This is a genomic window from Sinomonas sp. (genome assembly GCF_036848755.1).
In the GTDB taxonomy this organism is placed as follows: Bacteria; Actinomycetota; Actinomycetes; order Actinomycetales; family Micrococcaceae; genus Sinomonas.
In genome coordinates this window covers 1-24,810 of sequence record NZ_DAIUJO010000002.1, presented here as the reverse complement: position 1 = coordinate 24,810, position 24,810 = coordinate 1, and the positions used below count along the sequence as shown (strand labels likewise).

Genomic DNA, 24,810 nt, shown 5'->3' with positions numbered 1-24,810 from the left:
GCCGTCATCGCCGTCGTGCGACCCACCGCGGAAGGTGAGCCGGGGGCCGCGCCACGCCACGCGTGGGCGAGCGCGAGGGCGAGGGCATCCGCGGCATCTGCGGGGCGTGGCGAGGCCTCCAGGCGGAGGATCTTGGTCACCATGCGCGTGACGGCTGCCTTGTCTGCGCGGCCGCTCCCCGTGACGGCGGCCTTCACCTCCGAGGGCGTGTGCAGCGCGACGGGGATGCCCCTGCGCGCGGCTGCCGCAATGACAATCCCCGATGCCTGGGCCACGCCCATGACGGTGCTCACGTTGAGCTGCGAGAAGACGCGCTCGACGGCGACCACCTCGGGTTCGTAGCGATCGAGCCACTCGTCAATCGACCGCGCGATGACGAGGAGCCGAGCATCGAGCGGCTCCTCCGCGCTGGTCCCGACGACGCCGACGCCCACGAGCGTCGCACGGCGATCCCGCGCGACGTCCACCACACCGAAGCCGCAGCGAGTAAGACCCGGGTCGACGCCGAGGACGCGGAGTTGAGGGGGCTCGGCCCCGGAAGTCGATGCCACGGCGGGGTCAGTCGGCCTCGAGGGCCGCCATGACCTCCTCGCTCATGTCCGCGTTGGTGTAGACATTCTGGACGTCGTCCAGATCCTCGAGCGCATCGACGAGCCGAACGAACTTGCGTGCACCGTCAGCGTCGAGCTCAACTTCCATGGAGGGAACGAACTCTGCCTCGTCGGTGTCGTACTCGATTCCGGCGGAGTTGAGCGCGTCCCGGAGGGCCTGAAGGTCGTTGGGCTCCGAGTACACGACCCAGTTCTCCCCTGCGTCCTTGACCTCCTCGGCGCCCGCGTCGAGGACGGCCATGAGCACGTCGTCCTCTGAGAGCCCGTTCTTCTGAAGGCTCACGACGCCCTTGCGGTTGAAGAGGTAGCTGACCGAGCCCTGATCGGCCATCGTGCCGCCGTTGCGGGTCACGGCGAGGCGCACGTCCGCGGCGGCGCGGTTCCGGTTCTCCGTGAGGCACTCGATGAGCAGCGCCGAGCCCTGGGGGCCGCGGGCCTCGTACATGATCTCCGTGTACTCGATCGCCTCGCCGGTCAACCCCGCACCGCGCTTGATGGCGCGGTCGATGTTGTCGTTCGGGACGGAGTTCTTCTTCGCCTTCGAGACAGCGAGGTCGAGGGCCGGGTTTCCGGAGAGGTCAGGACCGCCGAGCCGCGCCGCGACCTCGATGGTCTTGATGTACTTCGCGAACGCCTTCGCACGCTTGGCGTCGATGACGGCCTTCTTGTGCTTGGTGGTCGCCCATTTGGAGTGGCCGGACATGCCTACGCTTCTCCCTTGATCATGCGGATGAAAAGTTCATGGACCCGCCGCTCGCCCGTGACCTCGGGGTGGAACGAGGTTGCGAGCAGGCTTCCTGAACGGACTGCGACAATTCTAGACCGGCCGCCCAGCGTCGCCGTGTGGGAGGCGTGCCGGGGATCGACTTCAGCGAGCACCTCAACGGAGGGACCCACCCTTTCGACCCACGGACCGCGGATGAAGACCGCGTGTACCGGGCCTCCCCCCTGATCGATGTCCTTGAAGTCGAGGTCGGTTTCGAAGGACTCCCGCTGGCGCCCGAAGGCATTGCGCCGAACGGTGATGTCGAGGCCGCCGAACGTCTGCTGGGGGGCGCCGGTGAGGTCCTCGGCCGGGTCGGCGATCTCATCCGCGAGCAGGATCATCCCTGCACACGAGCCGAAGACGGGGAATCCTTCCCGGATCTTCTGCCGGAGCGGCTCCGCGATGCCGAACGCACGCGCGAGCTTGTCGATCGTGGTCGACTCCCCTCCGGGGACCACGAGCCCGTCGACGGTTTCGAGCTCTTCGGGCCGGCGCACCTTGACTGCCCGCGCCCCCAAGGACTCGAGCGCAGCGACATGCTCGCGGACGTCACCCTGCAGCGCGAGGACGCCGACACGCAGCTCTGCCTGGGCGGCGTCGTCCGGTACGGGAGGGACGGAGTCGGAGAGCGGATTCACCCGTCCAGTCTAGTCGCCGGGCGCCACGAGGCACGGCAGCGGCCGTCCGGCCCCGGCCTGAGAGGGCCGCGCCGGTAGCATGGACGGCGGACCGTGTGACGACAACAGATTGAGGTTTGCACGATGTGCGGTATCGCCGGCTACTACGGGTTCGGTCAGGATCAGGCTCTGCTCGACGCTATGAACAGCTGCATCCAGCACCGCGGCCCGGACGGCGAGGGCTACTTCATGGACGACCCGCTCGCTGATTCGGCGGCCCACGGCGGGGTCGGCCTCGCGCACCGTCGCCTCGCGATCGTGGACCGCGAGCACGGCCAGGAGCCCATGATCAGCGCCGACGGCGAGACAGTGCTGGTCTACAACGGCGAGGTCTACAACTACCGCGAGCTGCGCGCCGAGCTCGAGGCCCTCGGCCGGACGTTCCTGACGGTCTCGGACACGGAAGTGGTCCTCCAGGCCTACGAAGAGTGGGGCACCGAGGCGTTCGACCGATTCAACGGCATGTTCGGGCTCGCAATCCTCGACCGCCGCCTGGGCAGGCTTGTCCTCGCCCGCGATCACTTCGGCATCAAGCCGCTCTATTGGGCCAATGCCGGCACCGAGCGTGAACCTCAGCTGCTTTTCGCCTCCGAGATCAAGCCCATCCTGGCGACGGGCAAGATCGAGGCGCGGCCGAACGAGCGCATCCTGTACCGCTACCTCCGCTTCCGGATCCACGACGACACCGCCGAGACCTTCTTCGACGGCGTGCAGAAGCTGCTGCCGGGCGAGATGATGACGATCGAGCTCGCGACCGGCCGCTTCCGCATCTCGAGCTACACCCGACTCCGCGAGGAGCTCGAGGAGCTCGCGCAGGTCAAGGCGCCCTACACGCCCGACGTCGTCGACGAGTACCGGCGGCGCTTCACCGAGGCGATCCGGATCCGGCTCAACTCCGAGGTGCCCGTGGGGAGCGCCCTGTCGGGGGGCCTCGACTCGTCAGCCGTCGTGGTCACCATCAATAGGCTCATGCAGGAGAACGCCGAGGGCCTCGAGGCCGTCGGTCCGAAGCAGAACACGTTCAGCGCCGTGTTCCCGAACGCCATCAACGACGAAGAGGCCTACGCGGATGCGGCCATCGCCGTGTGCCGCGGCGGCATCGAGGCGCACAAGATCAAGCCCACCCCGGAGAGCTTCGATGCGGACCTCGTCGACTTCGTCCGGACGATGGAGGAGCCCATCATCTCCTCCGGCCCCTACGCGCAGTACTGCGTCATGAAGGAGGCCAGCAAGCACGTGACAGTCCTCCTCGACGGTCAGGGCGCCGACGAGATGATGGCGGGCTACATCCCCTACTACTTCGCCTACCTTCGCCAGCTCAAGGACGACGGCGACTTCGCGACGCTCGCCAAGGAGTCGTCGTCGAGCCTCGACATCTTCTACCGCCTGGGCCGCTTCCGGCTCAAGGGCATGGCGAGCGGCAAGAAGACAGTCGCCATGGGCACCCTCCTCAAGCGGGACTGGGCCCAGAAGTTCGCCGGCGAATCCTTCGGCAACATCCCCGCAAACCTGAAGCTGCGTCTCCTCGACGATCTGTTCGAGAAGTCGCTGCCGTCGCTGCTGCGCTACGAGGACAAGAACACGATGCGCTTCTCGCTCGAGGGCCGCGTGCCGTTCCTCGACAAGGAGGTCGTGAAGTACCTCTTCAGCCTCTCGGACGAGGCGATCATCAAGGAGGGCTGGAACAAGCGCGTCCTTCGGGATGCCACGCGAGGCCTCCTGCCGGAGAAGATCAGCAATCGGCGCAACAAGATCGGCTTCACGACGCCCGAGGCCGAGTGGTTCAAGCTCATGAAGGAGCGGATCTACAAGATCTTCATGTCGAACTCCTTCTACAACCGTCCGTACTGGGACCGGGAGCAGGTCCTCACGGCGTTCGAGGAGTATCTCAACGGCAAGAACGACGCCGACACGATGATCTTCTGGCGGCTCCTCAACGTCGAGCTCTGGTTCCGCGAGTTCATCGACAAGGACGAGGCGCCCGCTGACGTCAAGGCGGGCAAGAGCGACTACGAGGCCAACCCGGGCAAGGATCTGGACATTGTCTCGGCCGGCCGCACGTTCCGCCGCTATCCACTCCAGACGGAGGTCTTCGCCCGCACGACAGACCTCGCACCGGCGGTGAGCGGCTATGTCGAGCGGTTCTTCTCGGGCCTGCCCGAAGCACCGGAGGACGCGCGCAAGGCGGTCGAGGGGCATCCCTGGTATCTGCTCGTGAGCGAGAAGATCGTCGCCATCACGCAGGGCCGCTCGTTCCCGGTCTGGGAGATCGAGGTCTCCCCCGCTGCCCGGGTGCTGAGCCGCTTCGTCACCCGCACTCCCGCGGGAATCGGCCTCGGGAGCCCTTGGTCGATGCAGATCGCGATCAACGAGGTGGGCCTGCCGCTCATTGCCAAGGCGGCGGCCGCGTCCGTCGTCGGGAAGGTCCAGGGCAAGAGCGGCGTGTTCTACGACGTCGTCGGCCACAACATCAACGCGATCGACGGGGCCACGCCCTATAGCCTCGGTGCGGCGAGCAACTCGGTGAAGCTCGCGCCCAAGGATCCCGACGGCGTCGCCCGCTCCCTCAGCTCAGCGATCCGTGCTGCGCTCCCCGCCGACGTCGTCGGCTCGTTCGGCGGGACCGCCATCATGGATGCAAACGACCTCGGCGTCGTGGTCATGGGCCACGACACTGAGCTGCCGAAAGAAACGATTGCCGGGATGTTCAAGGACAACCCGCAGGGCCAGGGGTCGCAGGCAACCCCGATGTCCCTCGTCTTCGCCCAAGACTGACCGATCAGCACCAGTGCGGCCCCGGGTCCTTGCCCGGGGCCGCACTGCGTGAAAGGCTCCTTTCATGACCAACCCGCTCCTCGTTCCCAGCGCACTCCCGTACGGTCTCCCTCCGTTTGCCGAGATCAGCGACGCGCACTATGCCGAAGCGGTCGACGCGGGGATCGCGGAACAGCTCGCCCAGATCGATGAGATCACCGCGAGTCTTGAGCGTCCCACCTTCGAGAACACCGCTGCGGCGCTCGAGCGCTCGGGCAAGACGCTCCTCCGGGCCGTCACGTCCTTCACCACCCTGGTCTCGTCCCACGGAACGGACTCGATCCGGACCCTTGAAACCGACATCATGCCCAAGCTGAGCGCGCACGACGACGCGATCCTCCTCAACCGAGCCCTGCGCGACCGCTTCGCTGCCATCGACACATCCGGTCTCGACCCAGAGTCGGCCCGCCTCGTCGACGAATGGCTCAACGACTTCCGGCGAGCCGGTGCGGACCTCGACGACGCGGGACAGGCGCGGCTCCGCGAGCTCAACGCAGAGCTGACCCGGCTCGGCACGGAGTACGGCCAGCGCGTCTCGCGGGGCATCAACGAGGCCGCCGTCCTCGTCCACGACGAGAGCGAGCTCGCGGGAATGCCCGCCGACGACCGCGCGAGCGCGGAGCAGGCCGCGCGGGCCGCAGGGCACGACTCCGGCTGGCTCATCACGTTCATCCAGCCGACGGGCCAGCCCGTCCTCGCCGTCCTCGAGAACCGTGGGCTCCGCCGTCGGATCTTCGAGGCCTCGGTCGCGCGCGGAAGCTCTGGAGGGGACACCGACGTCCTCGGCTTGGTCCGCGACATGGTCCGTCTCCGAGCGGAGAAGGCCGAGCTCCTCGGCTATGCCACCTTCGCCGACCTTGCGGTGGACGACCAGACGGCTCCCTCGCGCGAAGCAGTGCAGACCATGCTCGCCCAGCTCGCACCGCCCGCAGTCCGCAACGCGGCCGCGGAGGCTCAGATCCTTGCCGAGACCGCGGGGCACGACCTCGAGCCGTGGGACTGGGCCTTCTACTCGGCCAAGGTCCGCCGCGAGCGGTATGCCGTGGACGAACAGGCGCTCCGGCCCTACTTCGAGCTCGACCGGCTGCTGCGGGACGGCGTCTTCTTCGCAGCGGGCCAGCTGTACGGCCTCCGCTTCGAGGAGCGCCCCGATCTCGTGGGCTACCACGAGGACGTCCGCGTGTGGGAGGTCTTCGAGGCCGACGGCTCGGGCCTCGGGCTCTTCCTCGGCGACTACTTCGCCCGACCCACGAAGCGCGGCGGGGCATGGATGAATGCCCTCGTCGAACAGGCGCGGCTCACCGGCGAGCGGCCGGTCGTCATCAACAACCTGAACATCGCGAAGCCGGCTCCCGGTGAACCCGCGCTCCTCACCCTCGACGAGGCCCGCACGATGTTCCACGAGTTCGGACACGCGCTCCACGCTCTGCTCTCCGACGTCGAATACCCCAAGTTCTCGGGCACCAACGTTCCGCGCGACTTCGTGGAGTACCCCTCCCAGGTCAACGAGATGTGGCTGCTCTGGCCGGAGGTGCTCGCGAACTATGCGCGCCACTACCAGACCGGCGAGCCGCTGCCGGCCACCCAAGTGGAGGCCCTCGACGCCGCGCAGCTGTGGGGCGAAGGATATTCGACGACCGAATACCTGGGAGCCGCCCTGCTGGACCTCGCATGGCACGGGCTCGCCGCGGGTGAGGACCCCGGCGACGTCCTGGAATACGAGGCCCGCGCCCTCGAGGGTGCCGGGGTCGCTGTCCCGCTGATTCCGCCCCGCTACCGCACCGGCTATTTCCAGCACATCTTCGCCGGCGGCTGGTATGCAGCCGGCTACTGGTCCTACATCTGGAGCGAGGTTCTCGACGCGGACACAGTGGAGTGGTTCAAGGAGAACGGCGGCCTGAACCGCGCCAACGGCGACACCTTCCGCCGCGAGCTCCTCTCCCGAGGGTTCTCGCGGGATCCGCTCGCCTCATTCCGCGCCTTCCGGGGCCGCGACGCCGACGTCGCCCCGCTCCTGACCCGTCGGGGCCTCGCCTGAGCAGACGCCGCGATCGGGCCCCCGGGGTACCGTTGGGGAATGGACTACACCACCCCGCATCAAGCCCCTTGGGCCAGCGGGCAGGGCTTGCCGATCACCGAACTGGCGGCGTTCCTCGGTGAGGATGTCTACGACCACCCGGAAGAGCACGGCTTCGGTGAGTGCGACGCCGAGACGATGGAGCAGCTGCGCCGCGTCCGCGATGTCTCCCACGGCCTCGTGCGGGTCTACCGCGCCGTGCCGCCCGGCCTCGGCCAGATCAACACGGGCGACTGGATCACCCTCTCGAAGGACTACGCCCGACAGCACGCGATGCGCGACGATACCGCGGCCCACGATTGGCCGATCATCTATGCAGACGTTCCGGCCCAGACGGTTCTGAGCGACGGCAAGGACCTGGATGAGTACGGCTACGCGGGCCCCTCGCTGGCCGGCTTGGAGGACCACGTCGTAGACGCCGACGCAGGGCCGCGCGCTTCCGACCCCCGGAAGGATCGGGGGGAAGAATTCTAGCGTCCGGGCCTCCCACCTCTCCGGGTCGCGGAAACGGACGACGCCGCCCGGCACCCGAGCTCGTCGGGTGCGGAGCGGCGTCGTGAGCTGGACTTCGCTGTGCCGGCAGAGAAGGCCGTTCTGGATTTCGGCCCGCGTCGCCGGACCAACAGCGGCGCGGGCCGAAAACGCTCGTCTATCAGGCTTACCAGCCGCGCTCGGCGAGGCGGTGCGGCTGGGGGATCTCGTCGACGTTGATCCCGACCATGGCCTCGCCCAGGCCGCGGGAGACCTTGGCGATCATGTCCGGGTCGTCGAAGAAGGTCGTGGCCTTCACGACGGCGGCCGCGCGCTGGGCGGGGTTGCCAGACTTGAAGATGCCCGAGCCGACGAAGACGCCGTCCGCGCCGAGCTGCATCATCATGGCCGCGTCGGCCGGGGTCGCGATCCCGCCCGCGGTGAACAGCACAACCGGGAGCTTGCCGGTCTCGGCGATCTCGCGCACGAGCGCGTAGGGGGCCTGGAGCTCCTTGGCCGCGACGTACAGCTCGTCCTCGGCCATCGTGGTCAGCCGCTTGATCTCCGCGCGGATCTTGCGCATGTGGGTCGTGGCGTTGGAGACATCGCCCGTGCCGGCCTCGCCCTTGGAGCGGATCATCGCCGCGCCCTCGTTGATCCGGCGCAGCGCCTCGCCGAGGTTTGTCGCACCGCACACGAACGGGACGGTGAACTGCCACTTGTCGATGTGGTTCTCGTAGTCGGCCGGGGTCAGGACCTCGGACTCGTCGATGTAGTCCACGCCGAGGGACTGCAGCACCTGGGCCTCGACGAAGTGGCCGATGCGCGCCTTGGCCATGACGGGGATCGAGACCGCGCTGATGATCGAGTCGATCATGTCGGGGTCCGACATGCGGGACACCCCGCCCTGGGCGCGGATGTCGGCCGGGACACGCTCGAGGGCCATCACGGCCACGGCGCCGGCGTCCTCGGCGATCTTCGCCTGCTCGACGTTGACGACGTCCATGATGACGCCGCCCTTGAGCATCTCCGCCATCCCGCGCTTGACGCGATCGCTGCCGGTGGTCGGAGCCGAGGAGTTTGCTTCAGTAGACACGTGCTCGTCTTTCTTTTGGCTGACTGGCGGACGGCCGGAGGGATCCGGCCGTCATGACGGGGAAATCCTTGGGGTGGATCCCAGTCTATCGCCGCGAGAGCCTGCTTGTGATCGGTGCGAGGCCACAGACCGGCGACGGCTCGAATGGGCTACTGCACAGCGCGTCGAGGTGTCACGCCGACCCGGATTCCGCCCGCGCCTGGGAGCGCACAGCGATCACGCGCTGGACGACCGTCACGCCGCTCGCAACTGCCAGGACCGCGAGCGTCCAGAACAGGAACGGCGTGGGCAGGCCCAAACCGCACAGGCCCGCGACAACGAGCACGGACACCAGCCGCTCGGCCCGTTCCGCGATCCCGACGTTCGCCTCGTACCCCAGGGATTCCGCCTTGGCCCGGGCATAGGAGACGAGGTTGCCGAGCAGGATGCAGACGACGGCGAGGGAGCCAATCCCGGCGTCGTGCCCGCCGCCGTAGAACCAGAGGCCGAGGCCAAGGAAGATCGCGTCGTCCTGGACCCGGTCGAGCGTCGAGTCGAGGAAGCCCCCCCAGCGGCCTTTGCGATCGGTGAGGCGGGCCATGACGCCGTCGAGGACGTCCGAGAACACGAACAGCGTGATTGCGACGACGCCCCAGAAGAGCTGGCCGAGCGGAAAGAGGATGAGCGCCGACGCGCTGACGCCTGCCGTGCCGACGAACGTCACGACGTCGGGCGAGATGCCGGCGCGGAGCAGGGCGTGGGCCAGCGGGGTGAAGATTCGCGTGAACAGGGCCCGGGCGTGTCTATTGAGCACCCGCAGCCTTCCCGTCTGCGGCGGCGGCTGAGCCTGCAACCGCGTCGGCCCCGTTCGCCGCCGAGCCGTTCACCGACCCACGGTCCTCTGGCCAAGCCTCCGCGAGGAGGCCCCGCGTCTCGTCGAGAGTCTGGGTGATCTGCTTGGTCTGGGCGATGATCGGCAGGAAGTTTCCGTCGCCGCCCCAGCGCGGCACGATGTGCTGGTGCAGGTGAGCGGCGATCCCGGCTCCGCCGGCGTCGCCTTGGTTGATGCCAAGGTTGAAGCCTTGGGGACGCGCGACCTTCCGGATGACGCGCATGGCCGTTTGCGTCATCGAAGCCATCTCCTCGGTCTCTTCGGGAGAGATGTCCGTGTAGTCCGCGACGTGGCGGTACGGGCAGACGAGAAGGTGCCCGGGGTTGTATGGGTACAGGTTGAGGATCGCGAAGCACGTCCGCCCGCGGTGCACAATGAGCGACTCCTCATCGCTGCGCCCAGGAGCCGCGCAGAAGGGGCACTCCTTGTCCTTGTACTGGCCCTGGCCGCCCTTGATGTATGCCATGCGGTGGGGAGTCCACAGGCGCCCGAAGGCGTCCGGGGTTCCGGGCAGTTCGAACGAATCTGTCACGTCGCCGTCCGCCTCAGCTTCGGCGCGCTGATCCTGAGCGCCTGTGGGCTCCGCCATGTCAGAGCGCCCTCGTGCGCACGGCCTCGACGATCCGCTTGACCGCCTCGTCGACGGGCACCCCGTTGTCTTGGCTTCCGTCCCGGAAGCGGAAGGAGACGGCGCCCGCCTCGGCGTCCTCACCGCCCGCGATGAGCACGAACGGGACCTTGTCCTTGCTCGCCGTCCGGATCTTCTTCGGGAACCTGTCGCTCGAAGCGTCCACCTCGGCGCGGATCCCCTCCTTCTTGAGGCGCGCGACGACGTCGTACAGGTAGTCGTTGAAGGCCTCGGCGACCGGGATGGCAACCACTTGAACCGGCGCGAGCCACGCAGGGAAGGCCCCGGCGTAGTGCTCGGTCAGGACGCCGAGGAAGCGCTCGATCGAGCCGAACTTCGCCGCATGGATCATGACCGGCTCCTGGCGTGTGCCATCGGCAGCCTGATACTCGAGTCCGAACCGTGCGGGCTGGTTGAAGTCGTACTGCACCGTGGACATCTGCCACGTGCGTCCGATCGCGTCCCGGGCCTGAACGGAGATCTTCGGCCCGTAGTAGGCCGCCCCGCCGGGATCCGGGACGAGCTCGAGGCCGGTCTCGCGCGCCACTCGCTCGAGGACGGCCGTGGCCTCTTCCCACTGCTCGTCGGTGCCGATGAACTTGTCCGATTCCGGGTCACGCGTCGAAAGCTCGAGGTAGAAGTCGTTGAGCCCGAAGTCGCGCAGGAGGGAAAGGATGAAGTCCAGGAGGTGCTTGACCTCGTCTGGAGCCTGCTCCTTCGTCACGTAGGAGTGGGAATCGTCCTGGGCGAAGCCCCGAACACGCGTGAGGCCGTGGACCACGCCAGACTTCTCGTAGCGGTACACGTGGCCGAACTCGAACAGCCGCATCGGCAGCTCCCGGTACGAGCGGCCCCGCGAGCGGTAGATGAGGTTGTGCATGGGGCAGTTCATCGCCTTGAGCCGATAGTCCTGCCCGGGCTTGACGATGTTGCCTTCCTCGTCCCGCTCCTCGTCGACGTGGAGCGGCGGGAACATCGTGTCCGCGTAGTACGGGAGGTGTCCGGAGGTGTGGAACAGCCCGTCCTTCGAGATGTGCGGGGTCCCGACGTACTGGAAGCCCTCCTCGATGTGCCGACGGCGGACGTAGTCCTCCATCTCGCGCTTGATGATGCCGCCCTTGGGATGGAAGACCGGCAGGCCGGACCCGAGCTCGTCGGGGAATGAGAACAGGTCGAGCTCGGCGCCGAGCTTCCGGTGGTCACGCCGCTCGGCCTCGGCGATGCGGTCCTGGTATTCCTTGAGCGCTTCCTTCGTGGGCCATGCCGTGCCGTAGATGCGCTGGAGCTGGACGTTCTTCTCGCTGCCGAGCCAGTAGGCAGCGGCGGAGCGGGTGAGGGCGAACGCGTTCGAGATGAGCTTCGTGTTCGGAAGATGCGGGCCGCGGCAGAGATCGCACCACACGACGTCGCCCGTCTTCCGGTCGATGTTGTCGTAGATCGTGATCTCGCCCGCGCCGACCTCGACGTTCGCGCCCTCCTTCGTGGCCCCTTCGGACTGATGGTCCTTGGCCCCGAGGATGATGAGCTTGTACGGCTCGTTGGCCATGGCCGCGCCCGCCTCCACCTCCGTCACGACGCGGCGGCGGAAGAGCTGGTTCTGGTTGACGATCTTGAGCATCATCTTCTCAAGGGTCCGGAGGTCCTCGGGAGTGAACGGCTCGTCGACGTCGAAGTCGAAGTAGAACCCGTCCTTGATGTAGGGACCGATGCCGAGCTTCGCGTCGGGACGGAGCTGCTGGACGGCCTGGGCCATGACGTGGGCGGTCGAGTGTCGCAGGACGTTGAGGCCGTCCTCCGACGCGATGTCGACACCCTCCACCGAGGCGCCGTCCGGGATGGGCTGGTCGAGGTCCTTCAGGACGCCATCGACGCGGACGACGACGATCTCGCGGCGCCCGTCGAAGAGGTCGGCTCCCGTGGTGCCCTCCGTGACGGTCCGCTCCTCGCCGTCGACGTGGATGGTGATCTGTTGGGCTTCTGACACGGGCGTCTCCTCTTGATCTCGGGCTTCATAGCTTGTGGCATACGGGGACCACAGCCAGCCATCGTCAAGACTATCGGAAACGGAAGAGCCGCCTGCCCGTCGCTCCGTCATGCAGCGGGCGTCTTCTTCGGCTCGGGCAGCACTGGATGCTCCAGGTCGAGCGCCCCCTCGAGCTCGGCGAGGTCCCACGCCATCTCGGCCCCGAGGCTGATCCCTCGCGGCCCGGTGCGGCGAGTGCGGCCGCGGATGAGCAGGAGCCTCGTGCCGAACAGGAGCGGCCCTGCCTTCTCCTGTGCCTCGGTGAAGAAGACCGAGTCGACGCAGCCCGTCCCGTCGTCGACGCTGATGAAGACGACTCGCTTCCCGCCGCGCATGGGTGGCGTCTGGGTCGCGACGCGCACTCCGGCCACGAGGACCTCGGTGCCGTTTCGCAGCCCAAGGAGCCTGTCCGCCGTCGTCACCCCGAGCTTCTCGAGCAGCGGGCGGTGGGTGTCCATGAGGTGGGCACTCGCGTCGACTGCCATGAGGTCGAGCTCGCGCCGCACCTTCTCGTCGAGTCCCGGTTCGGGGAGCTCAGCCCGCAGGTTCGCGAGTTCGACGTCGCCGATCTCGAGGGAGAGCTGGCCCTCGATGGGCTCGGCATGCCTCGAGGACGCCCGCGGCGCGAGCTGCGCGAGGTGTGCCACGAGATCGGCCCTGCTCCCCCGCGACTGCGCCGCTCGGTGGAGCGAGTCGAAGGCACCGAGCTCGGCAAGCCGGCGGAGGCTCGCGCGGGTGAGGCGCGCCCTGTCCCGGAGGTCCGCGATCGATGAGTAGGGCTGGCCGGCGACGATCCGGCGCAGCTCGGCCTCCGACAGCCCGTAGATGCCCTTGAGCGTGAGCCGGATCCCGAGCTTGCCCGCGTCAGGGCCCAACTCGATGCGTTCGACGCGGTACTGGTCGCGGCTCGCGTTGATGTCCACGGGCAGGATGGGGATTCCCATCCTGCGGGCCTCCCCGACGAGCAGCCGTTTCGGGTACATTCCTGGATCGTGCTCGAAGATCCCTGCGAGGAACGCTTCCGGGTGATGGGCCTTGAGCCACGCCGACTGATACGTCGGGACGGCGAAGGCCGCGCCGTGCGCCTTGCAGAATCCGAAGCTGCCGAAGGCCTTGAGCGTGTCCCACACGGCGTCGACGGTGTCGGGAGCATATCCCTTCGACCTCGCGTGGGCCCGGAAGAACGCCTCGACCTCCGGCTCGTCCGCCGGCTTCCCGAGTTTCCGGCGGAGTTCGTCGGCACGGGCCAGGCCGCAGCCGGTGAACAGATCGAACGTCCGCAGCACCTGCTCGTGGAACACCGTGACGCCGTGGGTCTCGGCGAGGAACGGCTTCATGTCCGGATGGGGGTACCGCTCAGGAGCGAAGCCGTGGCGGTGCTCGAGGAAGGGCCGCACCATGTCCGACTTCATCGGTCCCGGCCGGAACAGGGAGATGTCGATGATGAGGTCGTTGAATTCCCGGGGGGCCATCTTGCCGACGAGCTCCCGTTGGCCCGGAGACTCGATCTGGAAGCAGCCCAGCGTGTGGGTTGAGCGGATGAGCTCGTAGGTCGGCTCGTCGTCGAGCGGGACGGAATCGAGGTCGATCACGGTCCCCTCCATGCGGGCCACCTCTTTGACGGCGAAGGCCATCGAGCTCTGCATCCGGACGCCGAGGACGTCGAGCTTGAGCATGCCCATCGGGTCCATGTCGTGCTTGTCGAACTGGCTCATCGGGAGGCCCATCCCGCTGGGCTGGACCGGCGTCCGGTCGAGCAGATGGGCATCGCCGAGGATCACGCCGCACGGGTGCATCGAAATGTGGCGGGGAAGCCGGTCGAGGCGCTCCGTGAGGTCCACGAGCAGTTCGAGCTGCTGATCCTTCCCAACTCGCGCCGAGAAGTCCCGGAGCTCGGGCTTCTCCGCAAGGGCCTCCCGGAAGTGGCTCGCAGAGAAGCGCCACAGCTGCTTTGCGATGTCACCGACTTCCTCCTCGTCGAGGCCGAGCGCAAGGCCGGCGTCCCGCACGGCGCCGCGCGCGCGGTAGCCGTTCTGCATGCTCATGAGCGTCACGCGCTGCGCCCCGAACCGCTCGAAGATCCGGCGGTAGACATGGTGCCGTTCGGCGCTTTCGACGTCGATGTCGATATCCGGAAGCGTTGAGCGATCGCGGGAGAGGAAACGCTCGAAGATGAGGTCGTGGCGGAGGGGATCGACATGGCTGATGCCGAGCAGGTAGTTGACGAGGCTCGAGGCTCCCGATCCCCGTGCTGCCGAACGCACTCCCATTCCGCGGATCATCTCAGCCACCTCCGCGACCGTGAGGAAGTAGGACGCGAAGCCGAGGTTGCCGACGATCTGCAGCTCGTGGTCGAGGCGGCGCCGCACTCGCTCCTCGGCCTCGCCCGAGAGGCCAGGGAAGCGCCTCGCGATGCCTGCACGGCAGCGCTCGGCGAGCTCCTGCTGCGGCTCGCCCTCGATCCCGATGACGGAGGCCTCCGGGACTACGGGCTTGCCCCATCCGGCGTCCGCCCTGGGATCGAGGCGGCAGCGTTCGGCGATGCGTTCCGTGTTGCCGAGCAGGTTCGCGAGGTCCTTTCCCCCGAGCCCGGCCGCCCGGATGATTTCGCGGCCGAGCTGGTGCATGAGCGCGGCGGGCTTGAGCCAGCCCTGGCCCGTCGGCTGGAGTGCGAGGTCGCCGGGGAGGGTCAGCGGTTGCCCCGGCACGCCGAGCCGCTCGAGGGGTGTGAGCGTGCGCGCGGCGTCGAGGACGTCGGCCGTCGCCGCGCCGTCTTCCTCGACGTAGCGGACGGCGTTGGTCAGGACGGCGGGGACCGCGTGCTCGCTCGCGAGGCGCAGCATGCGGACGGCATGACTCGTGCTGAGGGGCTGCCCGGGGGCGCTGAGGTGCGTGACGAGCTCGACGGCGAGGACCCCCACGGGCATCGCGTCGAGCCACTCCCTGAAGAGGGTCCGTGGCCGCAGGAAGCGGCGGCCGGACATTGCGCGCCCTACGTCCGAGTCCGGGCCGATGAGCACTGTGAGGACTGGGCGTCCCGTGTCCGGATCCACGCACCGCGCCGCCAGCTCAGAGCGGAGGACACCGACCGGGACCGGGCTGTTCGCCTTTCCGCTCGTGTGTGCATGGGCGTCCGAGACGAGGCGGCACAGGGCCTTCCAACCGGCCCCGTTGTTGCGCCCGTGGGCGAGGACGACGACGCGGCCCGCTATCCCCTCAGCGCCTCGCCGGCGCTTGGGGGCACCCGGGTGAGCTGCGCCGTCGTCCTCCTCCGGCTCGCCCAGGATGCCGAGGTCGACGCCCACGATGGGGTCGAGGCCCACTCCCCCGCACGCGGCGAGATGCTTGACAGCGCCGTAGAGGCCGTCCCGGTCCGTGCACGCGAGCGCACTCGCACCGTCGGCGGCCGCCGCCGCGGCGAGGTCCTCGGGCCACGAGACGCCGTAGTGCGCGCTGAACGCGCTTGCGACGTGCAGATGGGTGAACTCTCCTGTCACGGGGCCTGCTCCTGCATCGAACATATCTTCGAACATGCCCAGTGTAAGCCCCCGCGAGGAGCCAGCGAACGGTGAATAATGGGCGGCATGTGCGGCAGATACGTCATGGCCCGGGCCGTCGGCGACCTCGTTGCGGAGTTCGACGTGAATGAGTCCCTGGTCGAGTCCCTCGAGCCCTCGTACAACGTTGCGCCCACGGACCCGGTCCCGATCGTTCTCGACAGGCGCGACCGGGAGACGAAGGGCCTCTCGCGCAAGCTCGTCACGGCGCGCTGGGGCCTCGTCCCCTCGTGGGCGAAGGACACGAAGGGGGCGGCGAGGCTCATCAACGCGCGGCGTGAGACGGTGACGGAGAAGCCCTCGTTCCGCAAGGCGGCGGCGCAGCGGCGCGCGCTCGTCCCTGCGGACGGCTACTACGAATGGCAGAAAGAGGAAACGGGCGGGAAGATCACCAAGATTCCCACCTACCTCCATGCCCCGGGGGACGACGTCCTCGCCTTCGCTGCCCTGTTCGAGAACTGGCCCGACCCGTCGCTGGCCCACGACGATCCTCACCGCTGGCTCAGGACGTGCACCATCATCACGGCCCCGGCGTCGGACGCCCTCGGGCATATCCACGACCGCACCCCGCTCATGGTTCCACGGGATCTATGGGCCGACTGGCTCAACCCGGAGATCACCGCCGAAGGCGACGTGCGCAGCCTCATCGATGCCATGCCCGAGCCGCACCTCGTGCCGCGCGTCGTCAGCAGCCTCGTGAACAGCGTGCAGAACAACGGCCCCGATCTCATCGAACCCGTGCAGCCCGAGGCTCCAGAAGGCCTCTTCCCATAACACGAGCGCCGCGGGGACGTTCAGCGGAGGTCCGCCTTCAGCCCACCCGGTGGTAGCGGACGTGCGTGGCCAGCGGCGAATGCAGCACCTCGACGGGCTCCATCCCGAAAGATTCGACACCGTCGAAGATCCGCTCGCCCGACCCGAGCAGGACGGGGGCGATGTCGAGCGTGAGCTCGTCGATGACCCCGGCGGCGAGCGCCTGCCGAACAGTAGAAGCTCCGCCCGCGATGTCCACGCCGTCGTCTCCGGCCGTCTCACGCGCTCGTGCATAGGCTGCATCGAAGCCGTCGGTGACGAAGTAGAAGGTCGTCCCGCCTTCCATCTCGATCGGCTCGTGGGCGTAGTGGGTCAGCACGAACACCGGTGCGTGATAGGGCGGCTCAGGCCCCCACCACCCGCGCCAGTCCTCGTCCCACTCACCGCGGACGGGCCCGAACATGTTGCGGCCCATGACGTACGCGCCGCGCGGACGCATGAGCCAACCTGTCGCGGTGCCGTCGGCCTCGTTGGCGCGCTCGTCGCCGAGGTGCCAGGCGTGGAGTTCCATTCCGCGCCTCCCGAGCGGCTGCTCTCGGCTCTGGTCGGGGCCGGCAACGAAGCCATCGAGCGAGATGGACATGTGGCAAGTGGTGTCCGGCATCCGCGGCCCTTTCGCAGGTGATTGCGATTGCTAGCAGTGACACCGAAATCTACCCGAGGGGGATGAGGAACTGAAGGCGGTGGATCGCCCGGCGTGGGATCCGTGACCGAGGACGGCGAGTTCCGAACGGCAGCAGCTGAAGCGCGGCGCAAAGACGGCGCAAAGAAACCATCCGGCGGCGTTAGGAAGGGGTCAAGAGGGCCTCGATGCCGCATCGAGGGCGCTTCACTGTCTCCATAAGGGCCCGCAGGGTGCGGCCCGTCCCGGAAGGGGTGTGTCATGGCCGATGTGGCCGTTGTGGCGATCTTCCTCGCGCTAGCCGGTCTCGTGATGTGGAGCGTCTCGGCGCTGGCGAAGCTGGTGGACGGCAAGTGAGCGGCGGTGTGATCGCATGGACCCTGCTGGGCGTTCTGGCACTGGCCGTGTGCGTCTACCTCGTGGACCAGCTGTTCCGCCCGGGCGGGCGGTGAGCCGTGCAGTTCAGCGTCCTCTCGTTCCTCACTCAGCTCGCCGTCCTCATCGTGGCCCTTGCTGCCGTGCACCGTCCCCTGGGCGCCTATCTCGCCAAGGTCGCGGACGACGGCGGGCGCCACCTCCGCTTCGAGCGCTGGGTCTATCGCGCCACGGGCATCGGCCCGGGAAGTGCCCAGACGTGGAAGGGGTACGCGCGCAGCGTCGTCGCGTTCTCCATCGCGAGCGTCATCCTGGTGTACGCCGCGCAGCGAGCGCAGCCGCTCCTGTCCGCCGGCCAGCTCCCCGGAGTGGACCCCTGGGTGGCGATGAACACCGCCGTCTCCTTCATCACCAACACCAACTGGCAGGCCTATGCCCCGGAGAGCACCCTCGGGTTCGTGGTCCAGATGGCGTTCCTCGCGGTGCAGAACTTCGTTTCCGCTGCGGTGGGCATCGCCGTCGCCTTCGCCCTCGTGCGCGGCTTCGCCCGGAAGGGCACCGACTCGCTCGGGAACTTCTGGGTCGACCTCACGCGCCTGACGTTCCGCCTCCTGCTCCCCCTCGCCGCGATCGCCGCCGTCGTCCTCATCGTCGCCGGCGTGGTGCAGGACTTCTCGGCCACCACCGTGCACAACGCCGTCACCGGCGTTACGCAGTCCATCCCAGGCGGCCCCGTCGCGAGCCAGGAGGCCATCAAGGAGCTCGGCACCAACGGTGGCGGCTACTTCAACGCGAACTCGGCCCACCCGTTCGAGAACCCGAATGCTTTCACGAACATCTTCGAGGTCTTCCTGCTCCTGATGATCCCGTTCTCGCTCCCGTACACGTTCGGGCGCATGGTCGGAAGCCGGAAGCAGGGCTATACAGTCCTTACGGTCATGGCTTCGCTGTGGCTCATCGCCACGGGCTTCATGGCGTGGGCCATCTCGTCGTGGCCGAGCCTGGGCGAGGGCATGGAGCAGCGCTTCGGCCCCGCCGCGAGCGGGATCTTCGCGACCGCGACCACGCTGACCTCGACAGGGGCCGTGGACGCCGCGCACGACTCGCTCCCGCCGCTCGCCGGAGGCATGGCGATGTTCGACATGATGCTCGGAGAGGTGGCTCCGGGAGGCGTCGGCTCGGGCCTGTACGGGATGCTCGTGCTCGCCGTCCTGGCCGTGTTCCTCGGCGGCCTCATGGTCGGGCGCACACCGGAGTACCTGGGCAAGAAGGTCCAGGCCCGGCACATGACGCTCGCGGCCCTGTACCTGCTCGTCACCCCCGTCCTCGTGCTGGTGCTCACCGGCGCGGCGGTCCTCATTCCGTCCGCTGTCGCGGACGCCCCCGCCCAGGGCCCGCACCAGTTCAGTGAACTGCTGTACGCCTTCACCTCGGGGGCGAACAACAACGGATCGGCCTTCGCAGGGCTCAGCGCCTCGGATCCGCTCATGTCCTCGCTCATGAACGTGGCGATGTGGCTTGGCCGTGTGCTCCCCATCGTGCTGGTCCTGGCCCTGGCCGGGAGCTTCGCCAGGCAGGAGCCCATCCCGCCTTCGCCCGGCACCCTCGCCACGTACGGTCCGCTGTTCGCCGGGCTCCTCGGCACGGTCACGGTCCTGTTCACCGCCCTGAACTACTTCCCTGCGCTCGCGCTGGGACCCATCGCAGAGGGAACCCTCAGATGACAACCTCCCACGACAGTCGGCAGGGAGCCCCCGCCGAACCCCAGTCGGCGCACACCGCCCCCGGCCACCCGCCCGCGCAGCGCGTGACCGAACTCTCGGGACACGCCTACAAGCGGCGCAAGGCCTTCAACCGCCGCCTCATCCTCGACGCGATCCCCGAATCGTTCGTCAAGCTGGATCCGCGCCAGATGCGGCACTCGCCTGTCATGTTCACGGTGCTTCTCGGCACGGTCGTCTCGGCCGTCGCGTGCGTGGTCCAGATCGCCCAAGGCAGTCCGGATGTCGTCTTCAGCGTCGTCATCACCCTGTGGCTCCTGCTGACGGTCCTGTTCGCGAACTTCTCTGAGGCGTTGGCCGAGGGCCGCGGCAAAGCGCAGGCCGACAGCCTCCGCGCCAGCCGCCAAGGGCTCGTCGCCCGCCGGCTGACGGGCGGGTCTGCAGGCGGCGCCGAGGAGCACGTTCCGGCCCCGGACCTGCGCAAGGGGGACCTCGTCGTGTGCGAGGCCGGGGACGTCATCCCCTCGGACGGCGAGATTGCCGAAGGCCTCGCGATGGTCGACGAGTCCGCCATCACCGGCGAATCGGCTCCGGTGGTCCGCGAGTCCGGCGGCGACCGCTCGGCCGTGACCGGTGGGACGAAGGTCATCTCCGACCGCATCGTCGTGCGGATCACGGCCGACCCCGGGCAGACATTCATCGACCGGATGATTGCCCTCGTCGAGGGGGCCGAGCGGCAGAGGACGCCGAACGAGATCGCCCTGCACGTTCTCCTCGTGGCGTTGACGATCGTCTTCCTCGTCGTCACGGTGGCGCTCGTGCCGTTCGCGAACCTCGCAGGCGCGGTCCCATCGCCCGTGGTCCTCGTGGCCCTGCTCGTGTGCCTCATCCCCACTACCATCGGCGCCCTCGTCCCCGCGATCGGCATCGCCGGCATGGACCGGCTCGTCCAGCACAACGTCCTCGCCACGAGCGGCCGCGCCGTCGAGACAGCCGGGGACATCACGACCCTCCTGCTCGACAAGACGGGCACCATCACGTTCGGCAACCGCCGCGCCGTGGAGTTCCTCCCGGCACCCGGAATCGACGCGGCCGAGTTCGTCGAAGCCGCGCGGCTCTCATCCCTCGCGGACGAGACTCCGGAGGGCCGTTCGATCGTGGACCTCGCGGCCGCGCGCGGGGCCGGAGGTCCGAGCCTCGACGAGCTCACCCGCCGGGCGGCCAGCCAGGTGACGGCCGTCCAGTTCACCGCGATGACCCGCATGAGCGGGCTCGACGACGGCGACCGCCGCTACCGCAAGGGTGCGGCATCCGCCGTCGCCCACTGGGTCCGCGAACTCGGCGGCGACGTCCCGCCCGGGGTGCGCGATGACGTCGATGCGATCGCGGGCGACGGCGGCACCCCGCTCGTCGTGGCGACGGACGACGGCGGCCGCCCGAGGGTGCTGGGCACCGTCCACCTCGCGGACGTGGTCAAGCCGGGCATCGCGGAGCGCTTCGCCGCCCTGCGCCGCATGGGCATCCGGACCGTCATGATCACCGGGGACAACAGGCTCACGGCAGCGGCGATCGCGAAGGAGGCCGGCGTCGACGACTACCTCGCGGAGGCCACCCCCGAGGACAAGCTCACCCGCATCCGCCAGGAGCAGGAGGCCGGCCAGCTCATCGCCATGACCGGCGACGGCACCAACGATGCCCCGGCCCTCGCAGCCGCCGACGTCGGCGTCGCCATGAACTCCGGCACGCAGGCCGCGAAGGAAGCTGCCAACATGGTCGACCTCGACTCCGATCCGACGAAGCTCATCGATGTGGTCGCGATCGGCAAGCAGCTCCTCATCACGCGCGGCTCGCTCACGACGTTCTCGGTGGCGAACGACGTCGCGAAGTACTTCGCGATCATCCCCGCCCTCTTCGTCGCGGTCTTCCCCGGGCTGAACCTGCTGAACATCATGGGCCTCACGAGCCCGAAGAGCGCGGTGCTCGCAGCCGTCATCTTCAACGCGATCATCATCGTGCTGCTCGTCCCGCTCGCCCTCCGAGGCGTGCGCTACCGGGCGGTGTCCGCTCAGGAGGCGCTGCGGCGGAACCTGCTCGTGTATGGGGTGGGCGGGATCATCGCCCCGTTCATCGGCATCAAGATCATCGACCTGCTTCTGGCCGTCGTGCCAGGACTTCATTGAGGACGGACCATGACCGCCTACCTCCGCCAACTCGGCACCGCCTTCCGGTTCCTCCTCGTCGCGACCCTTGTGCTCGGGGTGCTGTACCCGCTCGTCCTGGTCGGCCTGGGCCAGGCCGTGGCCTCTGCCCAGGCGCACGGTTCGATTGCCCAGCTCAAGGGCCAGCCCGCTGCCTCGACCCTCCTGGCCCAAGCCGTCCCGACGACGGACCCGCGGTTCTTCTTCCCGCGGCCGTCCGCCGTCAAATGGGACCCTTCGGCCTCTGGAGCGACCAACCTCGGCCCGTCAGACCCGGCCCTGGCCAAGGCCGAGGGCACGGCGAGGGCCGCAGTTGCGGCACGCGAGGGAGTGCCTCAGTCGCAGGTGCCTCTTGACGCCGTCACGGATTCCGCCTCGGGGCTGGATCCCGACATCTCGCCCGCCTACGCCCGGCTCCAGGTTCCGCGGGTGGCCAAAGCCACGGGTCTGAGCATCGCGGACGTGCAGCAGATGGTGGCGGACGCCACCACCAACTCCCTCCTCGGCCTCCTGGGCCAGCCCGCCGTGAACACGACTAAGCTCAACCTGGCTCTCGCGGCGCGGTTGGGGTAGCTCGCGGGGCGGATCGGCGGCCAGTCGGACCAACTGTAGAAGAATCGAGAGCATGGACCGCGGGAGCCTGCGCATCTTCCTCGGCGCCGCCCCCGGCGTCGGGAAGACCTACGCCATGCTCGAGGAGGCCCACCGGCTTGCCGCGGCCGGCACGGACGTCGTCGTCGGCGTCGTCATGGACCACGGTCGGCCCCAGACGGCCGCCCTCGTCGAAGGGCTCGAGACGGTGCCACTGCGCCTGGTGGAGTACCGGGGCACCCGCCTCCCGGAGATGGACGTCGATGCGGTCCTGGCGAGGAGGCCGCACACCGCCCTCGTCGACGAATATGCCCACACCAATGCCCCTGGCAGCCGGCACGCGAAACGCTGGGAAGACGTGGACGAGCTCCTCGACGCCGGCATCGACGTCCTCACGACCGTCAATGTGCAGCACCTCGCATCCCTCAACGACGTCGTCGAAGCGATCACCGGCACCCGGCAGCAGGAGGTCATCCCGGACGCAATCGTGCGCAAGGCCGACCAGATCGGGCTGGTGGACATTCCACCGGAGCTCCTGCGCCAACGGTTGAGCGGAGGATTCGTCTACGCTCCCGACAAGATCGACGCCGCCCTCGCCAACTACTTCCGGCTCGGCAACCTCTCAGCCCTGCGCGAGATCGCACTCATCTGGCTCGCGGACCGCGTCGAGGAGGGCCTCGCAGAGTATCGGCAGAGGCACCGGATCGAGGAGACCTGGCCGGCGCGGGAACGCGTCGTCGTGGCACTCACAGGAGGGCCCGAGGGCGAGGCACTCATTCGCCGCGCGGCGCGCATCCTCTCCCGGGTGAGCGGCGGAGACCTGCTGGCAATCCATGTCCGAACCCCTGACGGCCTGGTGGAAGGATCCGAACAGTCGCTCGCGGCACAGCGCAAGCTCGTGGAGGATTTGGGCGGGAGCTACCACCAGCTCGCAGGGGACGACATCGCGTCCACGCTGCTCGACTTCGCGCGCAGCGTCAACGCGACCCAGATCGTCGTGGGCGTCTCCCGCCACACGCGCCTCCAGCAGATCTTCGGGCGGGGAAGCGTGGGCACTGCCGTCGTCCGCGACTCCGGCGAGATCGACGTGCACATGGTGACGCATTCCCTCGCCGGCCGTGGCCCCCGCCTTCGGCTCACGCCCGTCCTGGGCCCGGCACGGACGATCACCGGGTACGTCCTCGCCTTCGTCGCGCCGATCCTGATGACGGCCGCGCTCCTGCCCTTCCCCCAGCTCAATCTCACGACGCACGCGCTTGCCCACCTGTGCGCCGTGGTGGTCGTCGCCTTCGTCGGCGGCCTCTGGCCCGCCGTCGTCGCCGCCGTCATCGACTCCCTCCTGCTCAACTACTTCGTCACCCCGCCCATCGGCACTTTCACGATCGACGACCCACAGAACTTCTTCGCGCTCGTCGTCTTCCTCGCCGTGGCCGTGGCGTTCTCGCTGGTTGTAGGCGTTTCCTCGCGGCGTTCACAGGATGCCGCTCTGGCTCGGGCCGAGGCTGGAACGCTCAGCGAGCTCGCGCGGGGGTCGCTCGCGCGTGACCAGAGCGCCGAGGAGTTCCTCGGACAGCTCCGCGACGAATTCCAGCTCGCCTCGGTGAGCCTGCTTTCGGACCTCGACGGCGCTTGGAAGGTCCGGGCGAGCGTGGGCGCCGACGCCCCCACAAGCCCTGAGGAGGCCGACGGCGCAGACCACCTCGCGCCAGATCTCAGCCTCGTCTGGAAGGGGCGCCCCCTCAGCGGAAGCGAACGGCGCCTTCTGGCCGCCTTCGAGGCCCACCTCACGGCGCTCCTCGAGCGGCAGGAGCTCTCGCTCAGCCTCAGCGAGACAGTCAAGCTCGGGGAAGCCAACCGGATCCGGACGTCGATTCTGCGGGCCGTCTCCCACGACCTTCGCACCCCCCTCGCCGGCATCCGCCTCGCCGTCACGGCGCTGCGGCGGCAGCGCGGCAAGACCACCCCGGAGGAGCAGGCCGAGATGCTCGAGACCATCGATGCGTACTCCAACCGGCTGGACAACCTGGTCGCCAACCTCCTCGACATGTCCCGCATCGACAGTGCCGCGGTGTCTGTCCTGCACGAGCCTGTGACGTGGCTCGACGTCGTTTCCGAAGTCCTCGCAGAGCTGCCCCCCGACTCCATTCGGGTGGACCTCGCCCCGAACCTTCCAGCGCTCGACGGCGACCGTGGGCTGCTCGTGCGTGCGCTGGCCAACCTCGCCGAGAATGCCCTCAAATACGCGCCCGGCGGCGACATCGTCATCGTTGCGACGACCGGAGGACTGCTGGCCCCCGGCATCGGGGACCGCCCGGTGAGCGAGCTGCGCGTCGTCGACCACGGCCGAGGGGTTCCCCCTGAGCGGGTGATGGCGATGTTCCAGCCCTTCCAACGCCTCGGCGACGAGGGCACCGGCCCTGGCATCGGCTTGGGCCTCGCTGTGGCGAAGGGCTTCATCGAGGCAATGGACGGCGAGCTGTTGGCCGAGCCCACCCCGGGAGGCGGGCTGACCATGGTCATCCGGATGCCGCTCTACACCGGGCCGCGGGATGGGGAAGGCGAGGCATGAAGCGCGTACTCGTGGTCGACGACGAGCCACAGCTCCTCCGGGCGCTGCAGATCAATCTCAGGGCGGAGGGATATTCGGTCACCTCCGCAGCGAACGGCGCCGAAGCCCTTCACCTGGCTGCCTCACGGCCGCCGGACGTTCTCGTCCTCGACCTCGGGCTCCCGGATATGGACGGAGCCGAGGTGATCAGAGGGATCCGCGGCTGGTCCGACATGCCCATCGTCGTGCTCTCCGCCCGCCACGGCTCAACGGACAAGGTCGAGGCGCTCGACGCCGGAGCGGACGACTACGTCACCAAGCCGTTCGGCCTCGCCGAGCTGCTCGCCCGGC

The 24,810-nt window shown here is 68.5% G+C and carries 19 protein-coding genes; 10 read left to right on the top strand and 9 right to left on the bottom strand.

Annotation, left to right across the window (positions count from 1 at the left end; all coding sequences use genetic code 11):
• The 3 genes from ruvC to pdxT form a co-directional block, all read right to left on the bottom strand.
• The coding region (ruvC, locus tag V7053_RS00510) for a crossover junction endodeoxyribonuclease RuvC (RefSeq protein ID WP_334170300.1) at positions 1–551 on the bottom strand (551 nt) is incomplete at its 3' end.
• Between the two features lie 7 nt (positions 552–558).
• Entirely contained in the window at positions 559–1,314 is a 756-nt protein-coding gene (locus V7053_RS00505; protein ID WP_334170299.1) for a YebC/PmpR family DNA-binding transcriptional regulator, read from the bottom strand.
• Positions 1,315–1,316: 2 nt separating this feature from the next.
• On the bottom strand, positions 1,317–2,015 hold the full coding sequence (pdxT, locus tag V7053_RS00500) for a pyridoxal 5'-phosphate synthase glutaminase subunit PdxT (RefSeq protein ID WP_334170298.1): 699 nt from the start codon (positions 2,013–2,015) through the stop codon (positions 1,317–1,319).
• Positions 2,016–2,138: 123 nt separating this feature from the next.
• On the opposite strand from pdxT, the gene asnB reads away from it, so the two are divergent.
• The 3 genes from asnB (at position 2,139) to V7053_RS00485 (ending at position 7,419) form a co-directional block, all read left to right on the top strand.
• Positions 2,139–4,829, top strand: a complete 2,691-nt coding sequence (gene asnB, locus V7053_RS00495) for an asparagine synthase (glutamine-hydrolyzing) (RefSeq protein WP_334170297.1) — start codon at positions 2,139–2,141, stop codon at positions 4,827–4,829.
• A 64-nt stretch (positions 4,830–4,893) separates the two neighbouring features.
• On the top strand, positions 4,894–6,906 hold the full coding sequence (locus V7053_RS00490) for a M3 family metallopeptidase (RefSeq protein ID WP_334170296.1): 2,013 nt from the start codon (positions 4,894–4,896) through the stop codon (positions 6,904–6,906).
• Positions 6,907–6,945: 39 nt separating this feature from the next.
• On the top strand, positions 6,946–7,419 hold the full coding sequence (locus V7053_RS00485) for a hypothetical protein (RefSeq protein ID WP_334170295.1): 474 nt from the start codon (positions 6,946–6,948) through the stop codon (positions 7,417–7,419).
• A 184-nt stretch (positions 7,420–7,603) separates the two neighbouring features.
• On the opposite strand, the gene pdxS is transcribed toward V7053_RS00485, so the two are convergent.
• From pdxS to V7053_RS00460, 5 genes are all read right to left on the bottom strand, one after another.
• Positions 7,604–8,512: a pyridoxal 5'-phosphate synthase lyase subunit PdxS gene (gene pdxS / locus V7053_RS00480; RefSeq protein WP_334170294.1), complete on the bottom strand. Its 909-nt coding sequence runs from the start codon at positions 8,510–8,512 to the stop codon at positions 7,604–7,606.
• A gap of 172 nt (positions 8,513–8,684) precedes the next feature.
• Positions 8,685–9,305 carry a phosphatidylinositol phosphate synthase gene (gene pgsA, locus V7053_RS00475; RefSeq protein ID WP_334170293.1) on the bottom strand — a complete coding sequence of 207 codons (621 nt, stop codon included), beginning with the start codon at positions 9,303–9,305 and terminating at the stop codon, positions 8,685–8,687.
• A complete protein-coding gene (locus tag V7053_RS00470; protein ID WP_334170292.1) occupies positions 9,295–9,972 on the bottom strand; it encodes an HIT family protein in 678 nt (225 codons plus the stop codon). The genes pgsA and V7053_RS00470 overlap by 11 nt, the downstream gene beginning before the upstream one ends.
• A gap of 1 nt (position 9,973) precedes the next feature.
• Positions 9,974–11,995 carry a threonine--tRNA ligase gene (gene thrS, locus V7053_RS00465; RefSeq protein ID WP_334170291.1) on the bottom strand — a complete coding sequence of 674 codons (2,022 nt, stop codon included), beginning with the start codon at positions 11,993–11,995 and terminating at the stop codon, positions 9,974–9,976.
• A gap of 107 nt (positions 11,996–12,102) precedes the next feature.
• Complete coding sequence (locus V7053_RS00460) at positions 12,103–15,531, bottom strand: DNA polymerase III subunit alpha (protein ID WP_334170290.1); 3,429 nt, start codon at positions 15,529–15,531, stop codon at positions 12,103–12,105.
• Between the two features lie 87 nt (positions 15,532–15,618).
• Between V7053_RS00460 and V7053_RS00455 the strand changes: the two genes are divergently transcribed.
• Entirely contained in the window at positions 15,619–16,365 is a 747-nt protein-coding gene (locus V7053_RS00455; protein ID WP_334170289.1) for an SOS response-associated peptidase, read from the top strand.
• Between the two features lie 37 nt (positions 16,366–16,402).
• Here the strand turns inward: V7053_RS00455 and V7053_RS00450 are convergent, their stop codons facing one another.
• Positions 16,403–17,008 (bottom strand): dihydrofolate reductase family protein, encoded by a 606-nt coding sequence (locus V7053_RS00450; RefSeq protein WP_334170288.1) that lies wholly within the window; start codon positions 17,006–17,008, stop codon positions 16,403–16,405.
• Positions 17,009–17,379: 371 nt separating this feature from the next.
• Here V7053_RS00450 and V7053_RS19030 point away from each other — a divergent pair, with 371 nt between their 5' ends.
• The 6 genes from V7053_RS19030 to V7053_RS00425 all read left to right on the top strand — a co-directional run.
• The gene (locus V7053_RS19030; protein WP_443022469.1) at positions 17,380–17,478 is read left to right on the top strand and encodes a potassium-transporting ATPase subunit F; all 99 of its coding nucleotides are present in this window, start codon (positions 17,380–17,382) and stop codon (positions 17,476–17,478) included.
• Positions 17,479–17,481: 3 nt separating this feature from the next.
• Positions 17,482–19,125, top strand: a complete 1,644-nt coding sequence (gene kdpA, locus V7053_RS00445; RefSeq protein ID WP_334170287.1) for a potassium-transporting ATPase subunit KdpA — start codon at positions 17,482–17,484, stop codon at positions 19,123–19,125.
• Entirely contained in the window at positions 19,122–21,302 is a 2,181-nt protein-coding gene (gene kdpB, locus V7053_RS00440; protein ID WP_334170286.1) for a potassium-transporting ATPase subunit KdpB, read from the top strand. Before kdpA ends, kdpB begins: the two co-directional genes overlap by 4 nt.
• A 9-nt stretch (positions 21,303–21,311) precedes the next feature.
• Positions 21,312–21,893, top strand: a complete 582-nt coding sequence (gene kdpC, locus V7053_RS00435) for a K(+)-transporting ATPase subunit C (protein WP_334170285.1) — start codon at positions 21,312–21,314, stop codon at positions 21,891–21,893.
• A gap of 52 nt (positions 21,894–21,945) precedes the next feature.
• A complete protein-coding gene (locus V7053_RS00430; RefSeq protein ID WP_334170284.1) occupies positions 21,946–24,480 on the top strand; it encodes a DUF4118 domain-containing protein in 2,535 nt (844 codons plus the stop codon).
• Positions 24,477–24,810, top strand: a 334-nt coding sequence (locus V7053_RS00425; RefSeq protein WP_334170283.1) for a response regulator, incomplete at its 3' end; no start/stop codon positions are given. The genes V7053_RS00430 and V7053_RS00425, both read left to right, overlap by 4 nt.

Excerpts from the sequence above, each read along its gene's own strand:
- V7053_RS00505 (WP_334170299.1), bottom strand. The coding sequence starts at position 1,314 with ATGTCCGGCCACTCCAAATGGGCGACCACCAAGCACAAGAAGGCCGTC.
- asnB (WP_334170297.1), top strand. The coding sequence starts at position 2,139 with ATGTGCGGTATCGCCGGCTACTACGGGTTCGGTCAGGATCAGGCTCTG.
- V7053_RS00490 (WP_334170296.1), top strand. The coding sequence starts at position 4,894 with ATGACCAACCCGCTCCTCGTTCCCAGCGCACTCCCGTACGGTCTCCCT.
- V7053_RS00485 (WP_334170295.1), top strand. The coding sequence starts at position 6,946 with ATGGACTACACCACCCCGCATCAAGCCCCTTGGGCCAGCGGGCAGGGC.
- V7053_RS00470 (WP_334170292.1), bottom strand. The coding sequence starts at position 9,972 with ATGGCGGAGCCCACAGGCGCTCAGGATCAGCGCGCCGAAGCTGAGGCG.
- V7053_RS00455 (WP_334170289.1), top strand. The coding sequence starts at position 15,619 with ATGTGCGGCAGATACGTCATGGCCCGGGCCGTCGGCGACCTCGTTGCG.
- V7053_RS00450 (WP_334170288.1), bottom strand. The coding sequence starts at position 17,008 with ATGCCGGACACCACTTGCCACATGTCCATCTCGCTCGATGGCTTCGTT.
- kdpB (WP_334170286.1), top strand. The coding sequence starts at position 19,122 with ATGACAACCTCCCACGACAGTCGGCAGGGAGCCCCCGCCGAACCCCAG.
- kdpC (WP_334170285.1), top strand. The coding sequence starts at position 21,312 with ATGACCGCCTACCTCCGCCAACTCGGCACCGCCTTCCGGTTCCTCCTC.
- V7053_RS00430 (WP_334170284.1), top strand. The coding sequence starts at position 21,946 with ATGGACCGCGGGAGCCTGCGCATCTTCCTCGGCGCCGCCCCCGGCGTC.